Here is a 25,185-nt window from a genome sequence, read left to right on the forward strand (position 1 = left end):
TTATTGAAATATATATTAAATTAAATGCCTAACTTTTATTATTTTGTATTTCTTACCTATTCCTAAAGCCATTGCAGTTGGGTTTTTCATTAATAGCTCTCCCTTTTGTAAATTGGATATAGCTTCTTTTATATCTTGAAATTCTCTGCCACTTACACCAAATAAATCCTTAATGACGCTGTCATTTATTGATTGCTGCTTCATTATTAAAGGATATTGTGCATTTGCATAAAAGTCGAAATAGTCACTTTTATAACTATCCATATTTTGTGTGGCTAAAATAATACTCAACCCTTTATTTCTTCCTGTAGCAATTAAATCACGTAATGGTTTATTGTCAAAACCTAACATATAATGTGCTTCATCAATTATTGTGAAATGACGTAATTCAACGCATTCATCATCTACCACTTGTTTGGGAAGCGTTTCATAAATTGAATTTAACTTTGAAACTATAAAGTATACTATTGCTTTGGCAATAGGGCCATCTTTTGGGAAGCCATCCATTTTTACAATGTAACTGTCTCTAATTAAATCTATTCTATCTTCATTTGAGAAAAGGTTTGTTCTTATTAATTGTTTTAATACGGATTTTATACTGTCATCTTTATCTCGATCTTTTTCTGGTTGTGCTTTGGTATATTCTTTTAAAATTAAGTCAAAGGTTATGGCATTATTATGGGTTACTTTATAACTATTTATAATGGCTTCCGATAAACGATTGCTCATATTAGCACTAATGCGTGCATTGTCGATTGCACACAAAGCATTTGCTAATTCAGTCGAGTATAAGTTTATTTCATTTTGGGCTTTACCTATAAAATTTTTAAATGGATTGAAAGGCAACGGAGCAGATATAGGGTCTAAAATAACACTGCTATCTGTTTCAAAGTAAGCTAACCAATGATTGTTGGCAGGATCTGAAAACTCGCCTTTATAATCAAATAATAAAAAGTTAACGGGGTAATTACTATCTACGGATAATGAGCGTATTTCATTCAATAATACAGCCAATAAGTTTGATTTTCCTGAGCCAGTAGTTCCTGCTATTAAAATTTGTGTATTTGGAATTTCTTTACCGTTTAAATTTAATAAAGCAGGTATATCATCTTCATAACTACCAATGTTTAAGTTTAGAAATGGTATGTTTCCACTGTTTTTATTGTTACCCGTACTTGCTGTATTTAATAACCAATCTTCAATGACGCCTTCTTGCATTAATAATTTTTGTCCTCTAAAAATCTCGGCATTTACAACTTTGCTTTTATCTCTGTTATTTTCCCAATCGATGCTAACATTTTGATACCTCAATTTAATTAGTGCAAAAAATATTGGGCTTAAATTGTGCAAGGTGAAAAGAGTTTCAAATATTCTATTACTGCCTAAGGTAATATGATCAATTTCATTAATTGTTCTCTTTGATTCAGTTGATAAACCGGCCAATAGACACATTCTCATTATTTTATTGTTACTTAAACCGATATTTGGTTTATTGTCTGAATAAAATTTTGAATTTACTCTATTTTCAACAAGGCTTTTTAAATCGGCAATTGCTTCATTAAGGCCATCCGCTTGTCTAATATTTTGTATGTTAATTGTACTCATAGCGTTTATTTAATCAGTAATTGTAATACCAAAATAACCAGGAATAATTTTGGTAGATTGATTCTCTATGTCACGATGTAACGTGTATGTTTTAGATATAAAGGGCGCTATATTTTCAAACTCATTACCTTTTCTAATTTCACTATCGGAACTTAATAAAATGGTTTGATGTGATAATTGAGGGAAGTAATGCTCTAAAACTGCAGCTCTGCTTTCTTCGCTTAAAACCCCCATTACAGTATCTATCATTACAGGAGGGTCATAATCACCAAATTCGTGTAAGGACTTTAACAATACTTGAATCACAATTTGTTTTGAGGCAGTATTTAAATGATTCAAATATATTTCATTGCCAGATTTGTGAAATATTTTGAACGTTAAATTTGATAAATTTTCAGATAATTCAACTCTGTCAATTACATCTTTATATGCAGCAAGAATAATGTTTAAATCCTGCTTCATTTTCAATTCAATTTGTTGTTTTTTTACAATTAACAATTGATTTGCTACATCTTCAAAAAACGCTTTTAATTTACCAAGCGTATCATATTTTGGGTCGGGTTCTTGACTAATTTGAATATCGAATTGATGTATTCTTTTATCAATTTTTAAAATTTCAGCGTCTACTTCTTTAATCTGAGCTTCATATTTTTTGATATTGGCTTCATTCTCTTCATAAGCCTTCAGTATAGAATAATCTTTGCCAGAAACTTGCGCTTTCATTTGTTCTATAAAAGTTTGTTGCGCTGGGATTTGTTGAATTGCCGTAGCCAATTCAACTTTTTGTTGTTCTAACATTGGAAAAGCATTTATGCTTTTAAGCGTTAATAAGCTTTCCAATGCCTTTACGTCTGAATGCTCCAAAAAAGCATACACATCATCATTGTTTGCGTTTTTTGAGGTGTTGACAACATAGTCAACTATATTATCAATATTTAAGGAATTTAGAATTAAGTGATTTTCTTCCAAATATTTAGCTATTGATTTACTTATAGATTCAATTTGTTCAACCGATAAATTTATGTTGTTATTTTGAAGCACTTCTTCTTTAATCTTTGAAATTAATTGTATTTCAGATTTTAAGGCTTCTTGTACTTTAGGAATACAAACGTTTATTTCAATATCTTTTAAGAAGGCAGTTAATTCATCACGAAACTCTTCTTCTTTTTTTAGGGTATATAGAATTTGATTATTAGCTTGTTCAATTTTGTTTTTAATCGTAGTTTCTTCATTTAAACCGCTTTTTAAATTATCACATAATTCTTTATTTTGAACTGAATAATTAAGTACATTTCCTAAATTTACTTTTAGATTTGAGAGTATTCCTTTTTGTTCATTTTTTTTATCTACCAGTTCTAAATATTCTTTCTTTTCATTTTCTACTTCCAGGCGTTGGGCTGTTTTTGTTTGATATAGGCTTTCTGCTGCATTTGCCAATTGCATATACTTATTGAAACCCATAACATTTTCAATATTTTCTTTAATAACTCTATTCAACTGGTCTTCTTTTAAAAGATTTCCAGCTTCCATTGCATCGAATAAAAAATACCTGCTTAATTCTTGTGGTAAATTTGCTTTAATAATCTTATTCACTTGTGCTTCTTGTTCAACTCTTTGTGCTGCCGGAGTTGCTGTGCCATAATTAAATATTGCCCCATTCATATTAAGTTTAACTGCTTCAACAGGCAAGCCGGCAGGGTTTAGCATATATACCCGGGTTAAAATATAATCCTGTTCTTGATTTAATACTTTGCCTGAGAAATGCAATTCTAATTCAATTTTAGCTTCAACTCTACCAACAGCCCCTGCATTTAGTAATTCCCTAAAGGTTTTTGCAGAATTGATATTTAAACCATACAAGGCACCATAAATTGCTTCAAAAAATGTTGTTTTACCACCACCATTAACACCACCAATTAAGATAATTGGTTTATCATTTTCAACATTAATATCTAAATCTAAGTCTAAATAAGTTTTAAAATTTTTGGCTTTTATCCTTTTAATTAACATAGCTATTTAATTTTTTGAAGTGCCTTATCAATAATTTTTATTACAGTTTTATCATCAATGTCCTCATTGCTAATTTTTTTCTCGTGAAATTCTTTCATCAACGAATCCTTTACCCAATCAAAATCTAATTGATGTTTTTCACAAAGTTTTTCAATTAATGCTATGTCATCTTTGCGAATGCCATAATGAAGAAATGTAGTATCTAAGCCTTTGTTTTTCATAATATAATTTTTATAGTGCAATAGGATTGAACATATCCCAACCCTTTAAATCTTTTGTATTGGTAATTTTATTGTTGCAATACCACCAATTTGTTAAACTATTTACTTCTTTACCAATTAATATTCCTCCAATAGTTTTTAATCCTTTACTATTTCTAACTGTAATAAAATCTACTAAAGCATTGTGTTTAAGATGTGCATTAGCAGGATCACTGCCTGCCGTTTTAGTATCAAATAGACTAGTAACATTACCCTTACTCAGTATTACAAAATCAACATAAAATAGACTTTGTTTACCTAAATAATCGACATAGGGAACTGCAAAATGTTCTTTTGCTTTTTCTCCATTTTTGTACCACCAATGTAAATGGTCTTTATTTTCCTCTAAAAACGCTGCAAACTTAACTTCGGGTAATGATGCTCTTTTGTATTCATAAAAAGGTTCTAAAGCGTGTCTTTGTATTGATTCTTTCTCATCATATAATTCATTGTAAATTCTTTCAATAGGAACTTCCCATTGGTAGTTTTGAACATCTTTAGTGGCATTATTTGATTTTTGATCTTGCATTTCCTGATAGCGCTCTTTTGCTTTTTCTATTAACTCAATGAAGATGGGTTGATTTTGGTCGTACAACATTATTTTAATAGCATCGTATTCTATAATTTCGAAATAGTCTTCAAAAAAGTATTTCATAGCCCCTTCCAAAACTGGCGTACTATCTACAGTTGCATAGGGTGCTGTTAATGATCTACAAAAATCTCTGAATAATCTTGCCAATTCACTTGGCGTTTTTGCAAAACGAACATTTTCTGTAACTAAAACAATTTGCTCTTCTCCAGACAATCGTACATTTTCTGGAATAACAATTTCAATTGAATTGACTTCAATATTTATAAAACGTTTTTGAAGTAATTTTTTATTACTTTCAAAATAGTTTTCAGAACCCAATTCTCTTTTTAATTCCCAATTTAATTCTGCAATTTCATATAATGCTTTTCTGAAGGCGGCTCCTAAACGATTACGAACTATTCGTGTATTGATATAAGTAGAATTCAAATGAACTGGCATATAGTTTTCTATTCTACGTGCTTTGTTCATTGTAATATAGTTCATATCGTCTTTAACGATTTCGATCTGATTTTTACTTAAATTCGTAAAAACATACCCTTGGTTCAGCAGCGAATTTGGATAATGTTTTTGTTCCGGCATACGTAAAATTCTGCCTACGGTTTGAATGGTGAACGTAGTACTCTTTAATTCCCTGAAAATTAATAAAACGCCTGCTCTTGGACAATCCCAACCTAAAGCAATGGCTTGTTTGAATAACAAAACCTCGACCATATTATTTGGTTTTTCAATATCTTCAACATTGTCTTTTCTACCAGATAACCAAACAGCCAGCTTATTGTTATTGATTGTAATGTTATATTTTACCTCCAAATTCTGTAATACCACATCAATGTATTTTTCATCATCAGCGGTATTGTTATCACTTGTATCGTTAGGCAATTGTATAAGTAAAAGTGGATTTATATTCACTCCTAAACTTTCATATGCTTGACGTAATTCTTCTCTTTTTTCTAAAGCTTGCTCCAATAAAATTTCTTCTAATGATCGACCTTCTTGTTTTACCGTATCCAATGCTGGATTTAAGATAATGCCTTCTTTTATCATTTCTTCAGCAATAACATCTTGGCGCTCTACAAAAGTTGTATAATCACTGTTCGTGGTTGGTGTAGCCGAAACCCTAATTTCTACTTTTGGATATATTTTTTGCAATACTTCATTGGCTCTTTTGGCTGTTTTAGTATTGGCAAACATATGCTCTTCATCGATAATTACTATGATTTCCGTGTCGTTTAGCTTTGCTTTGTTAATGAAACTGTATAAATTTTTATTGGTTTCATTTTCCCTAATCATTGTATTTTTCTCTTTGTTGATACTTTCCCAATTGACAAATAACACTTCATTTGGCTGCAATTCATTATCTATTACATCCTCAAAGAAAATAGGTTTTATTGAACGCATCTCAGCAAAATAACCTTTCAAGGCATTGTAACTTTGTATGTATAATTTGTTTGGAGCAATCCAAATGAAAGCTGCTTTTCGTTTTTCAAGCTCGTAACGTTCTGGTAATTCTTCGCAAAACTTGTTTAATAACGAAGCCATCATCACTGTTTTACCCGAACCAGTAGGTGCTTTGAAAATTAAATTTTGTCTTGCACCTGGTCGTTTTAATAACTTATACAATTTTTGAGAAAGGTCGTTGACTGCTTCGTCTTGGTATTTTTTTAATTGTATCATTTTTTATTTAAGCGTTTCTTGATTTAACAAATTTTCTTTTTCACCCAATATCTCATCGTCTAAAACTGGAATAAGTTCTCTTTTCTTTTTAGGCAACACATTTTGGTATGCCTTGTATATAGCATCTGGTAATGCACATAGGGTTATATAATTTAATACTTCTTCAAAGTCTTCAGTATAAGGATATTGACCATTGCTGAATACATAAACTTTAATAAGATTTTGATTTTTTTTATTGATATTCAATTTTTTAATAATTACGATACTCTCTTCAATCATCATATCATCATAAATCATAATGAATTGTTTTGTGGAGTTCTTGTATATCGATATCCAACTATTTTTAGATACATATTCATCAGTAATGTTAATAAAACAATCTTCTTTGATGCATAATAATTCAGTAGCAAACTTGGTTAATTCTTTTTTATCTTTTAAACTTTTATTCCTACTAACAAACTCATTTTTATAGTAAAGTAAATTATTACTTTTTAACCCATCAATTTCTTCATTTTTAGTATTAACATAGCCATTAATTACTCGTTTTATACGCTCATAAGTTACTTCTTCGCAAATATTATTTTCGTTATTGGTTACAATAATACATTGGCGATTTCCACCGTCTTCATCATTCAATTCCAAGGTTGCGTGGAGCGTTGTTCCAGTACCGGCAAAGAAATCTAAAATTAAACTGTTTTTTTTGCTCGTTGCTCTTAATATTTCACTTATGAGATCAATAGGTTTTGGGTAAGGAAATTTTTCATCTTTAAACATCTCTTTTAGTAAAGTAGAACCTTTGGTCGTAAAAAAAGATTTTTCAGTCCAAATTGTTGGAATATCACTACCAACAGTTTTATTTTCTCCAAATATCAAAGTTGGCAGTTCATTTTCAGTTCCAACAACAATTAAATCACCACTTTTTATTTTTTTAATAACCCCTTCTGGTAGATATTGTACACTATATTGATTTGGGTTTACCGAAGATACATTAAGACTTATCTTAATATACCCCTTTTCCCAATCTTTCAACAAACGGCTAGGAATAAGTCGCCAAACGCAATCTTTACCCTTACTAGTAATTGGCCATAATGCAACTGTTCCTTCTGGAGCCTCACTATAATCATATTTAAAACTAGAAAGTTCATCGTTATAAATTCCTTCTTTAACTCTACTAGCTAATGATTTACCTATTCCATATAATCCACCTGTTTTCTTGTCTATGAAAATTGGATAAACTTGATTTGGTCTTTGAATTTTATCAAAAGTACTTAAAGTTAATCCTTCAAAAGGACTTCTACTTGTTCCACCTGAAAACTTTAAAGGATTAGGATTAAAGTCATACGGAGTAACAAAAATTATATATTCCTGAAGGTAATTAAACCCGCCTGATGGTTTACCACCAGATGTTTGAACAGTAACACAAACCACTTGTTTACTTTGAAACAAACCTTCACAAAGAGGAACAAGATTGTGGACTTCTTGATATCCAATACTAATTGCAATTATTCCATTTTCAGACAATAAACTTTTAGCTGCTTTCAATCGTTTATGCATAAAAGCAAGCCACTTGCTATGTCTATATCCATCTTCTTTATCAACATATTGGTCATTATATATGAAATCTTTATTTCCAGTATTGTAAGGTGGGTCGATATAAATAACATCAAACTTTTTTTCGTGAGTGAAATTAAGGACCATTAACGAATGAAGATTATCTCCTTCAATTAATATATGATTTGGAAATTCACGACCTTTAAAAATTGTTTTACTTTTATCTTCTTTTAATACAGGTAATTTTATGCGAAGTTCTTCTTCTACTTTTTCAATTTTGTCTTCCCAAACTAAACCATATTCCTTTTTGGTATTTATCAAATTTATTAGATATGCACGCTCATCTTGAGAGATGCCGTCAAGTTGTTTTATTTTTGAGATTAGGTCTTGTTTGTTCATTTTATATAATAACTATTTTATATTTTCTTCATCCATAATATCTTCCTCTAATACCGGAATAATTTCTCGTTTCTTTTTAGGCAACACATTTTGGTAGGCTTTGTAGATAGCATCAGGTAAGGCACAAAGGATAACAAAATCTAAAACTTCTTCAAAATCTTCTGTGTAAGGATATTGCCCATTACTAAATACATATACTTTAATAGGATTTATATTTTGCTTATTTTCATTTAATTGCTTAATGATTGCTATGCTTTCTTCAATCATTACATCATCATAAATTATTATAAATTGTGAATTATTATTTGCAAAAATTTTATGCCATTTTTCTTTTGAAGGAATTTCTTGGTAACAATCTTCTTTTATGCACAATAATTCCGTTGCGAACTTTGTGAGTTCTTTTTTATTTTTAAGTGTTTGATTTCTGCTAACATACTTACTTTTAAAATAACGTAAATTATTATTTCTCAAGCCATCTACCGCAACCTCTTTCGCATTTGTATAACCCTCAATTACTCTTTTATTGCGTTCATAAGTTACTTCCTCACATATATTATTCTCGTTGTTTGTTACTAAAATACATTGGCGTTTACCTCCATCTTCTGCATTAAGTGCCATTGTTGCGTGAAGTGTAGTACCTGACCCTGCGAAGAAATCGAGAATAATAGAGCTTTGATTTGATATTGAGTTAATTAACCTTTCAATTAAATCAGTAGGCTTTGGGTAATCAAATTTGCCATTCCCTAGAACTTCTATTAGTTCATTACCACCATCACTTTTAGTACTTATAATTGACCTTAATAAAAACTCATTAACCTCATTTAGGTATTTAATTGTACTTGGCTGTGTATTTTCATCTTTTGCAAACCAAATTTTACCACATATAAAACTGCCATCATGTAGCTCAATAACATTGTTATAATCAAGCATTCTATCAAATGTGTCTTTTGTAAATCGCCATCCTTTTTCTGGAACTTTCGCTGGTTTTCCTGTCTTAGGATGTAAAACATCATATCGTGGACCAATAGTTTTTGCATTTGGCCAACTTACATTTATTTTACCCCATAAGTGATAATCTTTATCAAAGGAATTATATAATGTGATTCCGCGATCATAGTTGTTTTTTTTATAAAATTTTTTAATTTCTTTTTCTGCTTCTGCAATAGAAATCTTTTTTTTAGCTAAAGTTTTTGCAAAATTATTTACATCTTCTATACCATCTTTTTTTTGTACAAATTGGTGTTGAGTAGTGTAATTTTTAGCATATAATAAAACATATTCGTGAACATTCCCAATTCCCTTATCATTTTTAGGAATTCTTTTATTCCAAATTAGCTGCTCTATGAAATTCTTTTCTAAAAATATTTCGTCTAATAAAAGTCTTAAATTATGAATTTCATTCTCATCAATACTTATAAAAATAACGCCAGTTTCATTTAATAATCGTTTTGCAATACGCAAACGTTTATCCATAAACGAAAGCCATTTGCTGTGGCGGTAACTATCTTCTTTATCTACAAAACTATCGTTATATTTAAAATCTTTGTTACCCGTATTGTATGGAGGATCAATGTAAATCACATCAATTAAACCTTCGTGTGTAAAAGTTAGAGCTGTTAATGCGTGCAGGTTGTCGCCTTCAATTAAAATATGGTTAGGAGCCTCCGCCGCACCCAAAGGGGGAACTGGTGCAAGGATTGCTTTTTCTTTTATTTCTTTTAATACAGGAAGATTTTCTCTTAATTGTTCCTCCACATCTTCAGGTTTGTTTTCCCAAACCAAGCCGTATTTTTTCTTGGTGTTTACCAAGTTAATTAAATAGGCACGTTCGTCTTGTGAAATAGCGTCTAATTGTTTTATTTTTGAGATTAAGTCTTGTTTGTTCATTGTTACTTTTCAATTATTTTTTAAAACCAACAGATTTTCTATTTTGTTGTTCCAGTAGTTGTTGGTCAATTAATTGTTGGTTTTGTATTAGATTTTGATCTTTGCCTAATAAATAATTTAAAGCTTGGTTAATGTCTTTAAAATTTATATTCATCTGCTTTTCAAGTATTGCAATGTTTTCTTTTAAGTCTTTATAATCGGCTAAATGTTGTCTTAAAACAACAAAAGCTCTAATTACTGCAATATTCACTTGTATGGCTTTTTTACTATTTAGTACACTTGAAAGCATTGCTACGCCTTGTTCGGTAAAGGCGAAAGGCATATATCTAGTACCTCCGTGACTTGAGGTCGCAGATTGCGTCCTCAAATTTTCGTATTCATCTTTAGAAAGTTGAAACATAAAATCTTCAGGGAATCTGTCAACATTTCTTCTGACAGCTTCTTTTAATCTCTTAGTTTCAGTTTCGTACATTTCAGCAAGGTCGAAATCGAGCATAATTCTTTGACCTCTTATCTCGTAAATTTTGTTTTGAATGAGTTGTAATTCCATAGCTTATATTCTCTCGACTCCTCTCGAGATGATATTTTTTATTTTAAATTATACTGTGTATAGAGATTCCACAGGTTCTTTTTCAATTTTTTACTAAAGTAGTAAAAAGAATAGTAGAACTAAAGAAAAGAAAGGAGTGCGTTATTAACAAGTTAAGAACATTGAGGGATTTAAGGAAATGAGGGTTGATTTTATTATAATTATGTTAAAATTATTTTTAGCGTTGCTTTGCATTTAATAAATGAGTTACCTTTGATGTCTAAGTTTGCCTCTCGGCAAACTATCTTTTTCATAGCAATTTCCCACCTCTTTTATAGCAATTTTTGAGGTGGGTTTCTTTTTTTTAAAGGAATTTTTAAGCCTTGCTTTCCGTAGTTTCCTTAATTCCCTCAATAGCATTATTTATGTATTTGCCTTTTGTGTCTCTATGAATTAAACCTGCTTTTACAAATTTTGTGATGTATCCTTCTGCGGTTTTGTGAGGAATATTCAATTTTGTTGCACTGTCTAAATAATCCTGATTTGAAAATTGACTTGGCAAACTATCTAAAAAGCGTTCTTTTCTATTGCTGCGCTGTGGTAGTTTGGTATCGGCAGGCAATGCGTTAAAAACTTGACTGCTGTGTTGAATTAATACAGAAACCATTGCTATTGCATTGTTAAAATCTACATCTTCACATTGTCTAATTTTGTTTACATCACCATCTTCCATAATGCGCAAGGCTGTGAATAACATTGCGATGCGATAGGCTATTAAACCCATTCTTCTCACAGTCGCGATATAATCTTCCGATTGAATGTTGAGGTATTTTGTTTGAATTTTAGAAAAATAATCGTTGAATTGAATTTGCTGTCCTTCAGAAAATGTAACCTGAATAGGAGGGTTGTTTTTTAAGGTTTTGTAGAAACCAAAAAACACTTGGCCTAAGGCATTGTAATATTCATCCAAACCGCTTTCAGTTTGAATTTCAAACACATTTTTCCATAGCGGCGTAATGTTCATATAGTAAAATATAAAGCGGCTAAACAAGCCGTTTTCAGCATTTGGGATTAAAGACGAAACTTGTTTTGGCGTTCCTGAAAGTACTGTTGATAAACAAGGATTTTCAATATCTACATATTCTCTGTCGGTTCTTCGATAATAGCTTATTGTTTCGTGGTGAAATGCTTTTCTAAAACCATCACTATAATTGCCGTAATCACTTTTGAATGCCTGAGACAATGTATCGCCTTCGGTTTCAAAAATTAATCCTTTTCCCTCATTGTCAGCAAGCAATTGAAAAACTCCAGTGGTACTGTTGTTGGCAGGAATGAAAAGCATTCTTTCAGGCGGTTTGCTAGGTTTTTCTAAATTTTCATTTTTACCTTTATTCATATTGTAGACTGCATTTTCAGCATCGAATTGTTTTTTTAATACGGATGCTTGTTCTCTCATAGCCTTATGAATAGGCGTTACCAAATTTTTACATTGTGTTAATCGCCCTTTACCTGCGGAAGCAGGGGCAGTCACAAATAAATACAAATTGGCAAATACTTTTTTGCCATCGTAAATACCAAATAATTTAGGAAAACAGGCGCTTAACGTAGTTAATGCGCCTAATAACATTATATCGCTTTCTTCGTTGCTTGTTGTTGGTTCTACAACTTGTTGTAGAAATTGCGGCAATTGAGATATGATTGATTTTGGAAATGTTGGGAGTTTTTTAAGCTCTTTTGTTTCCGGATCACTTTGCAGCTCTTGTTGTTGGTACGCTTCTTTGGCAATTGTGATGCCTGCCTGTTTTGCCAAATAGTAGAAAGTTGCCATTGTAATTCCCGAGCCGGTTGCTTTTAAACATTTGTCATATTGTTCATCACATTCTTTTGCATCATAATTGCTATTGTATTTGCTGACACTGTGAAAATAATTACGACCTGTTTCTCCGTATTCATCGGCAAAGGCGAAGCCAAGATCACGCCAATTTGCATAACCGCAGGTTATGTCAATTGCATTTAGTTCAATTGCTGAAATGAAGGATTCAATGTCATTGGAAACTACCGTTTTTACGGTAGTTTCTGTTTTTTGAATGGATTTTTTAGGAACTTCTATTTTAGGATTTTCCAACCATTCCCCTGGGTTAAATATTTTCTTTTTCATTGGATGCTATGTTTTTTGTTAAGAAAGGCCAAAGGATCATACGCCAAAAAGCAAGCTCTTGATATATCTTTTCCTGATTGGTCCACTTCAAGGTTGTAGGATTCTTTTAAATAATTTGCCACTGCTTTAAAAAATACTTGATGCGTGGCTTGCGAAAGGTCAATTTTGATTATCCATTTTAATCCATCACCGGAAGGCGAGGTAAATAACATTTCAGTTTCAAAGTATTCATCTTGAAGTAATTGATTTTTAACTTCATTTATATTTTCTAAATGGTCAAAATCAATGGTTATTAAAGAAGAGTGCCTGATTAAATTGTCCTCATTTCTTCGTTCAAATTCACCGGAAAAAGTAACATAGTCAAAGTTGTTTGCTTTGTATATGCGTTTTTCTTTTGGGTCAGCAAATTCCCGCAATTTGATGGTAATGTCTTTATAGGCATCACTTTTAATTAGAGAATGTATTTCGCTTAATTTGAGTGTTTTAAAAGGATATACATTGCGAATTGGCGCTTTGTAAAAACTGCATAAGGCAACCCAAGCATTATCAGGTTCACTTAACCAGTTTAAATCATCTTTTTTAGTGACTTCAGTCACTTCCAAATTAAGGTTTAGCGCACTATTTATTTTATGCAATAATGCTGTTTCATTTTCAGCTTTAAAATAAAGCTGCGCAAAAACAAATACATCCCCTTTAAAAGTGTCTAATTCAATATCCGTATGAATTGCTATCTCATTTACAATACGTACTGATAAGGTTTCCTTATCCTTATTAAAAGGATTTTTCGTTATCCTGCAATCCCTACCCGAAAGGGTAAGGACTGTTTCATTAGGATAATACTGATGTAACACATAGGCGTAAATTGTAAGTCCACTATGTGTTTTATCAAGAATTGCTTCTTTACTTAGTAGCATTGCACTTAAAATTATGATTGTAATAATTGTTTTGCAAGATTTCTTCTATGTCAGAAACTTTGTAATAAAATGTACCGCCAACCTTGCTGAAAGGCAATGTTCCGTTGTCACGAAAGCTTTGTAATGTTCTTGTGCTGATGTGCAATGTTTGCATTACGTCCTGATTGTCTAACCAAGTATCTTTCAATTTTTCAGCTCTCGATTGTCTGAATATTTCCAGACGAACTTTTAATTCTTTAATTTCCAGAGAGAGTGCCAGGATTAAGTCTGCTAATTCTATCATAACTTTATCCTTCCTTTAGAAATTAAATAATTTGCAGCCTGTTGTTCTACTTCATAATGAGAGTCATTACGGTTGCGCAGCAGCCATTGGTCTAATTCCTCTCTTTGGAAATAGAGTTTTTTGCCATTCGGTTTGTAATAAGGAATGGCTCCTGTACTTGTTAATTTGTACAAGTGCGAATGTGATAATTCTAAATACGTGCAAGTTTCATTGAAATTCAATACTTGCTTTTGTATCGTTTGCTGTATTTTCAGCATTTTTTCGATACGGTCTAATCTTTCGATGATGTTTACGTCCATCTTATTTAATTATTAAATTGAAAATGAACGTTTGGCCAAACGTATCAATGATTATCATTGACTTAGCATAGATAAAGCAAATAGTAACTAAGTTGAAAAGTGGAAATGGAGAGTGTTGTAAAAAGTTGTGTAACAACATTTTACATATGGAAGTGGAAATGATTTTTGGAACTGACTTATATCATTACCGAATTTGATTTGGTAAGTTTTTTAAGATATATTCGTTAGAAATTAGCTCATTTCTATCATTGTCATTTTTTTCAAATGTTTTAAATTGCTTTCGAGCATCGGTATTGTATCTATGATTAAGAAATCGAACAATATCAGGGTTTTTTATCTTTTTGAAAGGTTTATATGTAGCTTTGTTAAAATAATCTTTATTTATAAATAGAAAATATAAAACACCTAAAACAGATTTATTTTTTGCTTTTATGTTGTCCATAAAATTGTAATCTTTGTCAATTATCCCTGCTTCAAACATCATCTCTTCAGCTCTTGCCATACTTTTAGGATTTTGAACAATAGTATTATAGGGTAAAATATTATCCTTTTGAGTTCTATGTTTCAACAAATCATCTTGAATTGCAATAAAATTAATTATTTCTTTTTTTGGTTTAATGGACGCTACAATTCTTTCAGCTGGTATTATTTCTAATTCGGTTAAATTTTCATTAAAGTAATGTTTGTAAATTTCTTCTGTTGAAAGTATTTCTTCATTACTGTATTGGGAATAACGATCTTGTAACTCAATATATATCCAAATCATATTAGCCTTTAAATAGTGAATTATAAAGACGTTATCTTCATCTATACTGTTCCTTGTTAATGAATGCTTATTTATGTAGTTATTAGTATTGATTAAATTTTGATGATATTCAGTATGAAATAAATTATAATTAAATAAATTTTCTTCAATAACTGCATTTTTTGGAAACCCATTTATTAAATCGTTGAATTTACAATTGGCTTCAATATCAATAATACTTTTGTAATATTTCTTTTTCTCACTTAAGGCTCTTTTAAATACTATCTCAAAATTTGGAGCAGCCTTAAATTGTAGATTTTGTTTGTTATTTAGGTTTAATGATCTGTATTCTTGTTCTGTTTTTAAATCTCTATGTAAGCCTTTAGTAATAGAAATTAATGATGAAAAAATATGTTGTTTCATTAGAAATCTAATTTAATACGGTTTGCTGCAATTCTTTTTTTATCATCAATTACTTTGGCATAAATTTGAGTTGTTTTTAATTCTTTATGTCCCAATAATTTTGATACCGTGTAAATATCTGTACCCAATGTAAGTTGTAATGTTGCGTAGGTGTGACGGGCACAATGAAAAGAAATTGATTTTGAAATACCTGCTCTCATAATCCATTGCTGCAATTTTAAATTAGACCAGGCACTGTAATGTAACCCTTTGAATATTTTATTTGCTTGTTCTCCTTGTTCTCCCAACAGTTTGAAAGCTTGCTCGGAAATAGGCAAGGTTTCTACACCTTTTGTTTTCTTTTGTCGGAAACGAATGTAGTAACCCATTTCTTTGGAATGCTGTACTTCTGACCAGACTAATTTTTCTATGTCAGACCAGCGTAATCCAGTAAGCGCAGAAAAGATAAATGCTTTTTTTAATAAAGGGATTTCACATTCAACATTTACCACTGATTGTAATTCGTCTAATGTTAAAAATTCTCGTTGAGGTTCACCCTGTTTAAAATGTGAGATAGCTTCAGAAGGGTTCACTTTTAAAATACCATCTTTTACCGCTTGTTTAAGTGTCGCTTTAAATTTACCAAAATAGGAATATTTGGAATTTTGAGATAATGAACTTTCACCTTTGGTTTTTGCCTCTTTGTCTAGATAGTTTTTGAAATTTTCAACAAATTGTCTGTCTATATCCTGAAAATTCGTATCCTTAGGACAAAATATTTTAAGATGTTTAAGCATACTACTCCAGTTACCATAGTTACCCATACTTGAGTTTTTCTTTTCAGCTAAGGCTGTAATGTAGGTTAGAAAATTTCCTTTTAATTTTTCTAAATCAGGAAAACCAAAGTTTCCGTTTTGAATTTCTATTTGTCGTTGAGAGCAAATGGTTTCCGCAAGGGTTTTTGTTTTTTTATTAAAATCTCTTTCTTCTTTTGTTTTAGGGTCGGGATGCATTGATAATTTTAAATATTCAATTTTACGGTTCCCATTGTTATAATAGTCGAGGTACAGATTAATTTTATTATTTTTTAATCTTTGTCTGAGTGTTACTTTCATATTTAGCAATTTTTAAGGATTAGCAATTTATAGTATTTTATTCGATAATTTTTTTAAATAAATAAGCTTTCAATTTGTGAGCGTTTAACAATGTGCTTGTTGCCAAAAGGGACAGCATTTAATTGACCTTTTTTAATCATTCGTTGAATGGTCCATCTACTTACTCCAATTAATTTAGAGGCTTCATTTACGCTTAAATAGTCTTTAAGTGCCAAGGAATTTGGATTGATAGAATTAGTAGGCTGCTGGACTTTATCGCTTTTAAGATCTTGTTCAATTGTTGATTGAACTTTCTCTCTGCGTTTATTGGCTTTGTAGGCTTTTCCAGCGCAGACGCTAGAACAACATTTTGTTACTGTTGTTTTTGCTATAAAAGCCTTGCCGCAGTATTGGCAGGTTTTAGGAATTTGCATATTACTACTCATAATGGTGCTATTTATTTAAGTATGGTGTGCTATGGGTCACTATGGTGCATTATTTCGCCAATATATTTTTTGTCAGAATTGGGCAACAAATTTCACTGTTAGGCAACATATAGACAACAAATATACAAAATAAAAGGCATATAACCACTAAACAAGAGTATATAAATATATGAATGACAGATAATTAGAGTAGGTGGATAGGTAATTTACTTTCCGATGCAGAAATTAGCAAAAATATTTCCCAATAAATCTTCTGTGGTAACTTCACCAGTTATTTCACCTAAATGAAAAAGAGCCTGACGAATATCTACGGCAAATAAGTCGGTTGAAATATTAGTTGCAATTCCTTTTTCAACATCTTTTAAAGCAATATAAGCATTGTTTAAAGCTTCAAAATGTCTTGAATTACTCACAATAGTTTCATTATTGCTTAGAGCGCCTTTATTGGCTAAATGGGTGAGGGCAGTGGTTAATTCTGAAACTCCTGTTTTGTGTTTCGCAGACAAAAATAAATGATTGAATTTTTTAAATTTTTTATCAACGTTCAACTTAATTTCTTCTGAAACTAAATCGACTTTGTTAGCTATTATTAAAATATGTTTAGTTGGATGTTTTTCTCTAATTTTTTCTATTTCAGCTAAAATATTTTCCAATGAAATTTGTTTGTTTTTAACTTTTTCCAAATCAAATAGGTAAATTACCAATTGCGCCTGTTCAATTTTTTCAAATGTCTTTTTTATTCCTATACTTTCTACAAAATCTTCTGTAACCCTTATTCCTGCAGTATCAATAAAACGGTATGCTACACCATCTATCGAAATTTCGTCTTCAATAGCATCTCTGGTTGTTCCTTCAATATGACTAACAATTGCTTTATCTTCGTTTAAAAGGGCATTTAACAGCGTTGATTTACCAACATTTGGTTCACCAACAATAGCAACTGGAATTCCATTTTTTAATACATTTCCAACCGCAAACGAATCAATTAATCTTTTTAAAACTGCACTAATTTTTTGAACTAAATTTTTAAATTCATTTCGGTCAGCAAATTCAACATCTTCTTCAGCAAAATCGAGTTCTAATTCAATTAAACTGGCAAAATTTAATAATTGGGTTCTTAATAGTTGAATTTCTGTACTAAAACCACCTCGCATTTGTTGCAATGCAACTTGGTGTGAGGCTGCTGAATTTGATGAAATTAAATCCGCTACAGCTTCAGCCTGTGTTAAATCCATTTTTCCATTTAAAAATGCACGCAACGTAAATTCACCAGGATTGGCATTTCTAACTCCATTTTTAATGAATAATTGCAATATTTCTTGCTGAATATATACAGAACCATGACAGTTTATTTCAACTACATTTTCACCGGTATAAGAACGAGGATTTTTAAAAATTGATACCAAAACCTCATCAATAACTCGTTTATTATCAATAATATGTCCTAAATGAATGGTGTGCGAAGCAACATTTTGTAAATCTTTATTCCTTAATTTTGATTTAAAAAATTGATTCACAATTTTAATGGAATTTTCTCCAGACAAGCGTATGACAGCAATTGCTCCAACTCCAGAAGAAGTTGCTAGGGCAATAATTGTATCATTTTGAATGCTTTTCATTGTGCAAAAGTAAACTATTTTTAAGAGTTGAAAGTTGAAAAGTTTAGACTAAAAGCAAAAAACTAACAACTAATTATAAATAGCTTGCTTAATAAAATCTTCATAAAATTCATAAAAATCTTCAAATTGATGCATTGCTTCTTTGAAAAAAATAAAAGTATTTTGCCAGGTATTTTTATTGTGAATGTTAAAGTCTCCATTAAATTTTACATAAATTCTATGAATAATTTTGCCATTACCAAGCATGTAAATTTCATCAAAAATAATATCGGGCAAATAATCTTCAATAAGTATATCTTTTACCTCTAAAATTTGATCAAACAGCAATTTGTTTTTGTTGCTATCATTTGATTCTATGTCTAAACAAACAAGTGCTGTTTTATTTTCTGCAACAAATTTAAAACTGAAATCTTTAATTTTAGTATTGTGCAAAACCCATTTTCTTGGAAAAGATTTTCCAAAACTTGTCCAAAATTCCTGTCTTAATTTTGTCGATTCTTCTTTACTAAACATTTAATTTAATTATACTTTAAACTCTTAATCTGCCAGTATCTATTTTTTAATAAATTTGAAACATTATCCGTGTACAGTTCCTTTAGTTCCTAAATTTTGCATTAATTCAGCTTCAAATTCTAATAAATCATTCCATTTTTTATCTACTTCTATGCGCTCTCCAAAAGAACGAGCAAAATTTAAAAATAATACATAATGGTTTGCTTCTGAAGCCATTAAGTCTCTATAGAATTTTGATAATTCTTTATCTTCAATATTTTCTGACAGCAATCTAAACCGTTCACAACTGCGTGCTTCAATTAATGCAGCATATAATAAACGATGTACTAATTGTGTAGTTCTACTGCCTCCTTTTGGAAAAAATTTGATCAAATCGTGAACATATAGGTCTTTTCGATCTCTACCCAATATAATATTTCGAGCTTGTAATTTATCGTGCACCATTTTAAAATGACTCATTTCTTCTTTTACCAACGAAATCATTTCATCTACCAAATCAGGATATTCTGGGAAACTCATAATTAATGAATTTGCAGTGGCAGCCGCCTTTAGCTCACAATGTGCATGATCAATTAATATTTGATCAATATTTTTTTCTGCAATATTTACCCATCGAGGATCTGTAGGTAATTTTAGTCCTAACATAAAATATTTTTTTTATTATATCTCTAAATCAAATGATCTACGCAGCAATGCAATATGTTTATTCTTTTCAAGTAACTTTTGATATTTTTCTTCGGGAGTATAGGCATATTTTTTAGTTTCTTCTTCATTAACTTCAATCTTTAAGTCTATTTTAAAATTATTTAAATTTTCGCGTAAATAATTGATTAAAGGAGTTTTAGCTCGATCTAATTGCGCTTTCATTAAATTATTTGGTAATTCAAATATAATATTATTTTGGTCTGCCGTAGGAATGTTGGCGTTCATAATTGAAGCGACACTTTTTTTTCCTTTAGATTCTAAAAGTTCGATGTATTTTTTCCAAAAAAATTGAACATCTACTACACTAAATTCATCAGAAGGTAAACCCTCAACTTCTTCAAATACTACTTCTGCATTTGCTATTTCATTTTTAATTTCAAGACTTTTTATTGAAAGTGTTGATCGTTTCCTAGTTGCTGTATCTAATGTAATAGTTGGAATTTCTCTTTTTGAAATAGGTTCTTCTTCTACTTCAGGAATTATAAAAATGGGCTTTTCTTCAATTTTAACTATCTTTTTTGGAATAATTTGAGCACCTAAAAAAGGTTTAGAAATAGTACCAGCGTTAAAATGAAGCGCGGCAATTATATATGGTTTGTTATTTTTTTTTTCTCCATCAAAAGTGATAGAGGCTAATTGCATTAAGGTTAATTCTACCAGTAATCGCTGATTTTTACTTGATTTATAATTCAAATCACACTGATTGGCAAGTTCTATACCTTGAATAAGAAAACGTAAATCACTTATTTTCGACTGTTCTAAATATTTCTTTTTAGCGTTGTCACCAACTTCTAACAATTCAATAGTTATTTTATCTTTTGCAACTAACAAATCTCTAAAATGAGCCGCTAAGCCAATAATAAAGTGGTGTGCATCAAATCCTTTCGATAAAATTGAATTGAAATGAATTAAAACCTCAGGAATTTTGTTTTGAAGTATAAAATCTGTGGTTTGAAAATACTCATCATAATCCAACACGTTTAAATTTTCGGTAACAGCTTGTCTGGTTAAATTTGCTCCAGAAAAACTAACAACTCTGTCAAAAATAGATAAAGCATCTCTTAAAGCTCCATCAGCTTTTTGTGCAATAATATGCAATGCATCATCATCTGCAATTACATTTTCTTGCACTGCAATTTTTTCTAAATAATTTTTGGTATCTAAAACTCCAATTCTTTTAAAATCAAAAATTTGGCAACGAGATAGAATGGTTGGTATAATTTTGTGTTTTTCGGTAGTTGCTAATATAAATATAGCATGTGCCGGTGGTTCTTCTAATGTTTTCAAAAACGCATTAAAAGCAGAAGATGATAACATGTGTACCTCATCTATAATATAAACTTTATATTTACCTGTTTGAGGCGGAATTCTAACTTGATCGTTCAGGTTACGAATATCATCCACAGAGTTGTTAGAAGCAGCATCAAGTTCAAAAATATTGAAAGCAAAATCTTCATCAAAACTTGTAGTAGCGCTCTGGTTGATTTTTTTTGCCAAAATTCTTGCGCACGTAGTTTTACCAACACCTCTTGGTCCTGTAAATAGTAAAGCTTGTGCTAAATGATTATTTTTTATAGCATTTTCAAGTGTATTTGTAATAGCTTGTTGCCCAACCACATCCTCAAAGGTTTGAGGGCGATACTTACGGGCAGATACTATAAAATGTTCCATTTGTTGTTATTTGATTACAAAAGTATAAAAACCAATTTATAAAAAATACTGAATGAATTGAAAAATTCAATCAGTATTATATTCTGAGTTCGGCCTAATATTCAATAGATTAAGTCGTTATTTTATAAATTTTATCGTACAAGTATTGATATTTTTTTATAATTTCATTTCGTTTAGGTTTCATAGTAGGTGTTAATAAGCCATTATCGATACCCCAAACATCTGGTGATAATTCAAAACGCTTGATTGTTTCCCATTGTGAAAAATTCTTATTGCCCTTATTAATTTCCTTTTGAATACGTTTAATAATGCGAGGGTTCTCAATTAAATCGGCATTATTACTTAAAACGGGTTCTCCTTTGCGTTTTGCCCATTCTCGTAAAAATTCAAAATTTGGTTGAATAATTGCAGCAGGCATTTTTTGACCTTCACCAATTACCACTATTTGTTCTATAAATCGAGATTGTTTCATTTCATTTTCTAACAATGCGGGAACAATATATTTACCCCCTGATGTTTTGAAAATTTCTTTTTTACGACCAGTTATTTTTAAGAAACCATCGGCATCAATTTCACCTTTATCACCTGTATGAAAATAATCACCAGACATAACTTCAGCTGTTTTTTCAGGATCTTTATAATAACCCTGCATTACATTTGGGCCTTTAATTAAAATTTCTCCGTCTTCAGCTATTTTAACTTCAACATTAGCAATTACTCTACCAACAGTAGTAAATCTCAACATTTTGTCTTTGTACATATTTACACTCACAACAGGGGACGTTTCTGTTAACCCATAACCTTCCATGATATCCATTTTAGCTGCAGTAAAAATACGAGCTAAACGAGGTTGTAAAGGGGCAGAGCCACAGACCATTGTTACTAATTTTCCACCTAAGGCTTCTCGCCATTTACTAAATATAAGTTTGTTTGCTATTTTTAATTTTTGTTCATACCACCAACCATTTTGACCATAGGGTTCATATTTAAGTCCCAAATCCACTGCCCAAAAGAACAACATCTTTTTAATTCCAGTTAAAGCAGTACCTTTTGTAATAATTCCTTCATATACTTTTTCTAATAACCTAGGTACAACAGACATTAAAGATGGTTTTACTTCTTTTAAATTGTCTCCAATTTTATCCATGGATTCAGCAAAATAGATTGAAATACCAGCATATTGATATAAATAATGAAGCATTCTTTCAAAAATATGACAAACAGGTAAAAAACTTAATACACTCATTGCTCCATCTTTTAATGGTAAACGAGAGTAACTATCTAAAACATTAGTTACTATATTGTTATGAGAAAGCATTACGCCTTTTGGTGTTCCCGTAGTACCTGAAGTGTAAATAATAGTTGCTAAATCAGATGGTTGTACTGCATCCATCAATTTTTCAACGTCACCTTGTGTACTTGTATCTTTTCCTAAATCAATTACTTCTTCCCAATTTTTGCACCCTTCAATGCTATCAAAAGAATAAATTTCTTTTAATGTTGGAACATTTTTTTGAGCGTGTCTAGCTTTTTCCAAAAGAACTTCATCAGACAAGAAACATAGTTTAACTTCTGAATGATTGAAAATGTACTCATATTCATCTTTAGAAATGGTAGGGTACATAGGAATATTTATGGCTCCAATTTGCATAACCCCAATATCCAGAACGTTCCATTCCGTTCTATTTGTTGTTGAAATTATCGCAATTTTATCTCCTGGTTTGATGCCTAATTTTAAAAGACCTCTGCTTATGGCATTTGCTTTTTCAATGTATTCTTTGGACGACATTGAAACCCAAGTACCGTTATATTTAGTAATAAATGCTTTTTCTAAATTAAATTTTTCTAATTGAAAATGAGCAAAATCAAATAATCTATTAATTTTTATTGACATGTTTATTTTGTTTTGTTGGTGCTTGCAAAATATAAAATTTAAAATGAATTTACAACTCTTATTATAGGTGTAGAATTTAATTTTTATTGATAAATTTTATCATATAAATAACTGTATTTCAATTTAATAACACTTCTTTTCATTTTCATGGTGGGGGTTAATAAACCATTCTCAACCGACCAAACATCGGGTGTTAATTCGAATTGCTTTATTTTTTCCCAATTACCGAAATTAGAATTTACGAAAACGATTTCTTTTTGGATTCGTTTTATCACTTTTTTATGATTACAAATAGCTTCAAAGCTATCTTCAATTTTGTGATTTTTTTTCAAAATCCAAGATTTTAAAAAATCAAAATTTGGTTGAATTAGTGCTGCTGGCATTTTTTCGCCTTCGCCAATGATCATGGCTTGCTCTATAAATCGAGATTCTTTTAGTTTACTTTCAATTAAAGTAGGTGCAATGTATTTTCCCCCAGAAGTTTTAAAAATTTCTTTTTTTCGTCCTGTAATTTTTACAAATCCTTGAGCATCAATTTCTCCTTTATCGCCAGTATGAAAAAAACCGTTTTTAATCACTTCATTTGTTTTTTCAACATCTTTATAATAACCCATCATAACATTGTTTCCCTGTACGAGAATTTCACCATCGTCAGCAATAGAAATTGAAATACCAGTAACTGCAATTCCAACAGTTCCTACTTTTACTTTGTTAATTTTATAATTGTTTGCAGAAACAATTGGAGATTCTGACAAACCGTATCCTTCAATAATTTTTATTCCGGCAGCACCAAACATGTTAATTAATTTTGGCTGCAAAGGAGCGCTACCACATATCATATATTTTAAGTTGCCACCCAAAGCCGCTTTCCATTTATTGAAAATTAGTTTTCTTGCGATGCCGAGTTGCCATCTATACCATAATGACTTTTGGGTATTTATTTCATAAGATTCCCCTAGTTTTATAGACCAATAAAATAGCAATTGTTTAATTCCACCTATGCCAGACCCTTTTGTATAAATTTTATCATACATTTTTTCAATTAGTCTTGGTACAACTGTCATAAATTCTGGTTTAACCTCTTGAATGTTCTCACCAATTTTATCGATTCCTTCTCCATAATAAACAGAAAGTCCTAAATACTGATAGACATAAATTGCACATCGTTCCAAAATATGGCAAACAGGCAAAAAACTAAGTGTTTTTGAATTTGGTTTGAAATCGGGTAAAAATTGAACAGCAGCAAGAATATTTGTAACTAAATTATGATGAGATAGCATCACTCCTTTAGGAATTCCAGTAGTTCCAGATGTATATATGATGGTTGCCAATGCAGAAGGCTTTATATTATTTTTAAGAAGTTCAACTTCAGATTGATTGGATACATCTTTACCTAACTCTAATAGTTCTTGCCAATTTTTGCATCCATTTACCTTATCAAAAGAATAAATGTCGAGTAATGTAGGAACATTTTTGCATATTTCATTTACTTTTTGAAACAAATTTTCATCTGAAAGAAAACACAATTTCACTTCGGCGTGGTTAAAAATATATTCAGATTCGCGATTGCTAATAGTAGGATACATGGGTACATTTTGGGCTCCAATTTGCTGAATTCCAATATCAATAATATTCCATTCGGTGCGATTTGTACTAGAAATTACTGCAATTTTATCGTTTGGTTTTATTCCTAATCGTAATAGTGATCTACTAATTGCGTTAGCTTTATGAATGTATTCTTTTGAAGATGTTTCAATCCATTCTCCTTTTTCTTTGGTACAAAAAGCTTTTTCGGTATTATATAAAGTCTATTAAATATTTACAATTAAATTGGATAGATTTTTCCCTAATTGGTTTTCAGACTTGAATGTATTCATTAATTCATTGAATTTCGTTAATCTATCTTCCATTTTTTCTAAATATCTATTATGTGAA

Annotated in this window: 19 protein-coding genes and 1 pseudogene; all 20 read right to left on the reverse strand. The window is 30.6% G+C overall.

The window, feature by feature from the left end; translation table 11 throughout:
• Nucleotides 1-15: 15 nt before the first annotated feature.
• Complete coding sequence (locus Q8S45_RS12070) at nt 16-1,605, reverse strand: ATP-binding protein (protein WP_305605154.1); 1,590 nt, start codon at nt 1,603-1,605, stop codon at nt 16-18.
• A gap of 9 nt (nt 1,606-1,614) precedes the next feature.
• Nucleotides 1,615-3,615, reverse strand: a complete 2,001-nt coding sequence (locus Q8S45_RS12075) for an AAA family ATPase (RefSeq protein WP_305605156.1) — start codon at nt 3,613-3,615, stop codon at nt 1,615-1,617.
• 2 nt (nt 3,616-3,617) lie between these two features.
• Nucleotides 3,618-3,836: a DNA modification system-associated small protein gene (locus tag Q8S45_RS12080; RefSeq protein WP_305605159.1), complete on the reverse strand. Its 219-nt coding sequence runs from the start codon at nt 3,834-3,836 to the stop codon at nt 3,618-3,620.
• Between the two features lie 10 nt (nt 3,837-3,846).
• Nucleotides 3,847-6,141 carry a DEAD/DEAH box helicase gene (locus Q8S45_RS12085; RefSeq protein WP_305605161.1) on the reverse strand — a complete coding sequence of 765 codons (2,295 nt, stop codon included), beginning with the start codon at nt 6,139-6,141 and terminating at the stop codon, nt 3,847-3,849.
• Nucleotides 6,142-6,144: 3 nt separating this feature from the next.
• Nucleotides 6,145-8,091, reverse strand: a complete 1,947-nt coding sequence (locus Q8S45_RS12090; RefSeq protein WP_305605164.1) for a site-specific DNA-methyltransferase — start codon at nt 8,089-8,091, stop codon at nt 6,145-6,147.
• A 12-nt stretch (nt 8,092-8,103) separates the two neighbouring features.
• Nucleotides 8,104-9,978, reverse strand: a complete 1,875-nt coding sequence (locus tag Q8S45_RS12095) for a site-specific DNA-methyltransferase (RefSeq protein WP_305605166.1) — start codon at nt 9,976-9,978, stop codon at nt 8,104-8,106.
• 13 nt (nt 9,979-9,991) lie between these two features.
• Entirely contained in the window at nt 9,992-10,528 is a 537-nt protein-coding gene (locus Q8S45_RS12100) for an ORF6N domain-containing protein (RefSeq protein WP_305605169.1), read from the reverse strand.
• A gap of 355 nt (nt 10,529-10,883) precedes the next feature.
• Nucleotides 10,884-12,665: a DUF3987 domain-containing protein gene (locus tag Q8S45_RS12105; RefSeq protein WP_305605172.1), complete on the reverse strand. Its 1,782-nt coding sequence runs from the start codon at nt 12,663-12,665 to the stop codon at nt 10,884-10,886.
• The gene (locus Q8S45_RS12110; RefSeq protein WP_305605174.1) at nt 12,662-13,579 is read right to left on the reverse strand and encodes a BT4734/BF3469 family protein; all 918 of its coding nucleotides are present in this window, start codon (nt 13,577-13,579) and stop codon (nt 12,662-12,664) included. Before Q8S45_RS12110 ends, Q8S45_RS12105 begins: the two co-directional genes overlap by 4 nt.
• The gene (locus Q8S45_RS12115) at nt 13,566-13,862 is read right to left on the reverse strand and encodes a helix-turn-helix domain-containing protein (RefSeq protein WP_305605177.1); all 297 of its coding nucleotides are present in this window, start codon (nt 13,860-13,862) and stop codon (nt 13,566-13,568) included. Before Q8S45_RS12115 ends, Q8S45_RS12110 begins: the two co-directional genes overlap by 14 nt.
• Nucleotides 13,859-14,161 (reverse strand): helix-turn-helix domain-containing protein, encoded by a 303-nt coding sequence (locus Q8S45_RS12120; RefSeq protein ID WP_305605180.1) that lies wholly within the window; start codon nt 14,159-14,161, stop codon nt 13,859-13,861. Before Q8S45_RS12120 ends, Q8S45_RS12115 begins: the two co-directional genes overlap by 4 nt.
• Before the next feature lie 184 nt (nt 14,162-14,345).
• Nucleotides 14,346-15,329, reverse strand: coding sequence for a DUF6617 family protein (locus Q8S45_RS12125; protein WP_305605182.1), 984 nt, complete (start codon nt 15,327-15,329; stop codon nt 14,346-14,348).
• On the reverse strand, nt 15,329-16,423 hold the full coding sequence (locus Q8S45_RS12130) for a site-specific integrase (RefSeq protein WP_305605185.1): 1,095 nt from the start codon (nt 16,421-16,423) through the stop codon (nt 15,329-15,331). The genes Q8S45_RS12125 and Q8S45_RS12130 overlap by 1 nt, the downstream gene beginning before the upstream one ends.
• Nucleotides 16,424-16,476: 53 nt before the next feature.
• Nucleotides 16,477-16,848 carry a helix-turn-helix domain-containing protein gene (locus Q8S45_RS12135; RefSeq protein ID WP_305605188.1) on the reverse strand — a complete coding sequence of 124 codons (372 nt, stop codon included), beginning with the start codon at nt 16,846-16,848 and terminating at the stop codon, nt 16,477-16,479.
• Between the two features lie 206 nt (nt 16,849-17,054).
• Nucleotides 17,055-18,467, reverse strand: a complete 1,413-nt coding sequence (gene mnmE / locus Q8S45_RS12140) for a tRNA uridine-5-carboxymethylaminomethyl(34) synthesis GTPase MnmE (protein WP_305605191.1) — start codon at nt 18,465-18,467, stop codon at nt 17,055-17,057.
• A 69-nt stretch (nt 18,468-18,536) separates the two neighbouring features.
• Nucleotides 18,537-18,980, reverse strand: coding sequence for a DUF4268 domain-containing protein (locus Q8S45_RS12145; RefSeq protein WP_305605194.1), 444 nt, complete (start codon nt 18,978-18,980; stop codon nt 18,537-18,539).
• 63 nt (nt 18,981-19,043) lie between these two features.
• Nucleotides 19,044-19,625 carry a tRNA-(ms[2]io[6]A)-hydroxylase gene (locus Q8S45_RS12150; RefSeq protein WP_305605197.1) on the reverse strand — a complete coding sequence of 194 codons (582 nt, stop codon included), beginning with the start codon at nt 19,623-19,625 and terminating at the stop codon, nt 19,044-19,046.
• A 15-nt stretch (nt 19,626-19,640) separates the two neighbouring features.
• Nucleotides 19,641-21,356 (reverse strand): DNA polymerase III subunit gamma/tau, encoded by a 1,716-nt coding sequence (gene dnaX, locus Q8S45_RS12155; RefSeq protein ID WP_305605199.1) that lies wholly within the window; start codon nt 21,354-21,356, stop codon nt 19,641-19,643.
• A gap of 109 nt (nt 21,357-21,465) precedes the next feature.
• Nucleotides 21,466-23,250, reverse strand: coding sequence for a long-chain fatty acid--CoA ligase (locus Q8S45_RS12160; protein WP_305605202.1), 1,785 nt, complete (start codon nt 23,248-23,250; stop codon nt 21,466-21,468).
• 83 nt (nt 23,251-23,333) lie between these two features.
• Nucleotides 23,334-25,052, reverse strand: a pseudogene (locus tag Q8S45_RS12165) (long-chain fatty acid--CoA ligase); the annotation flags it as partial.
• Nucleotides 25,053-25,185 lie beyond the last annotated feature (133 nt).

This window comes from Lutibacter sp., from assembly GCF_030692605.1.
Lineage (GTDB): Bacteria > Bacteroidota > Bacteroidia > Flavobacteriales > Flavobacteriaceae > Lutibacter.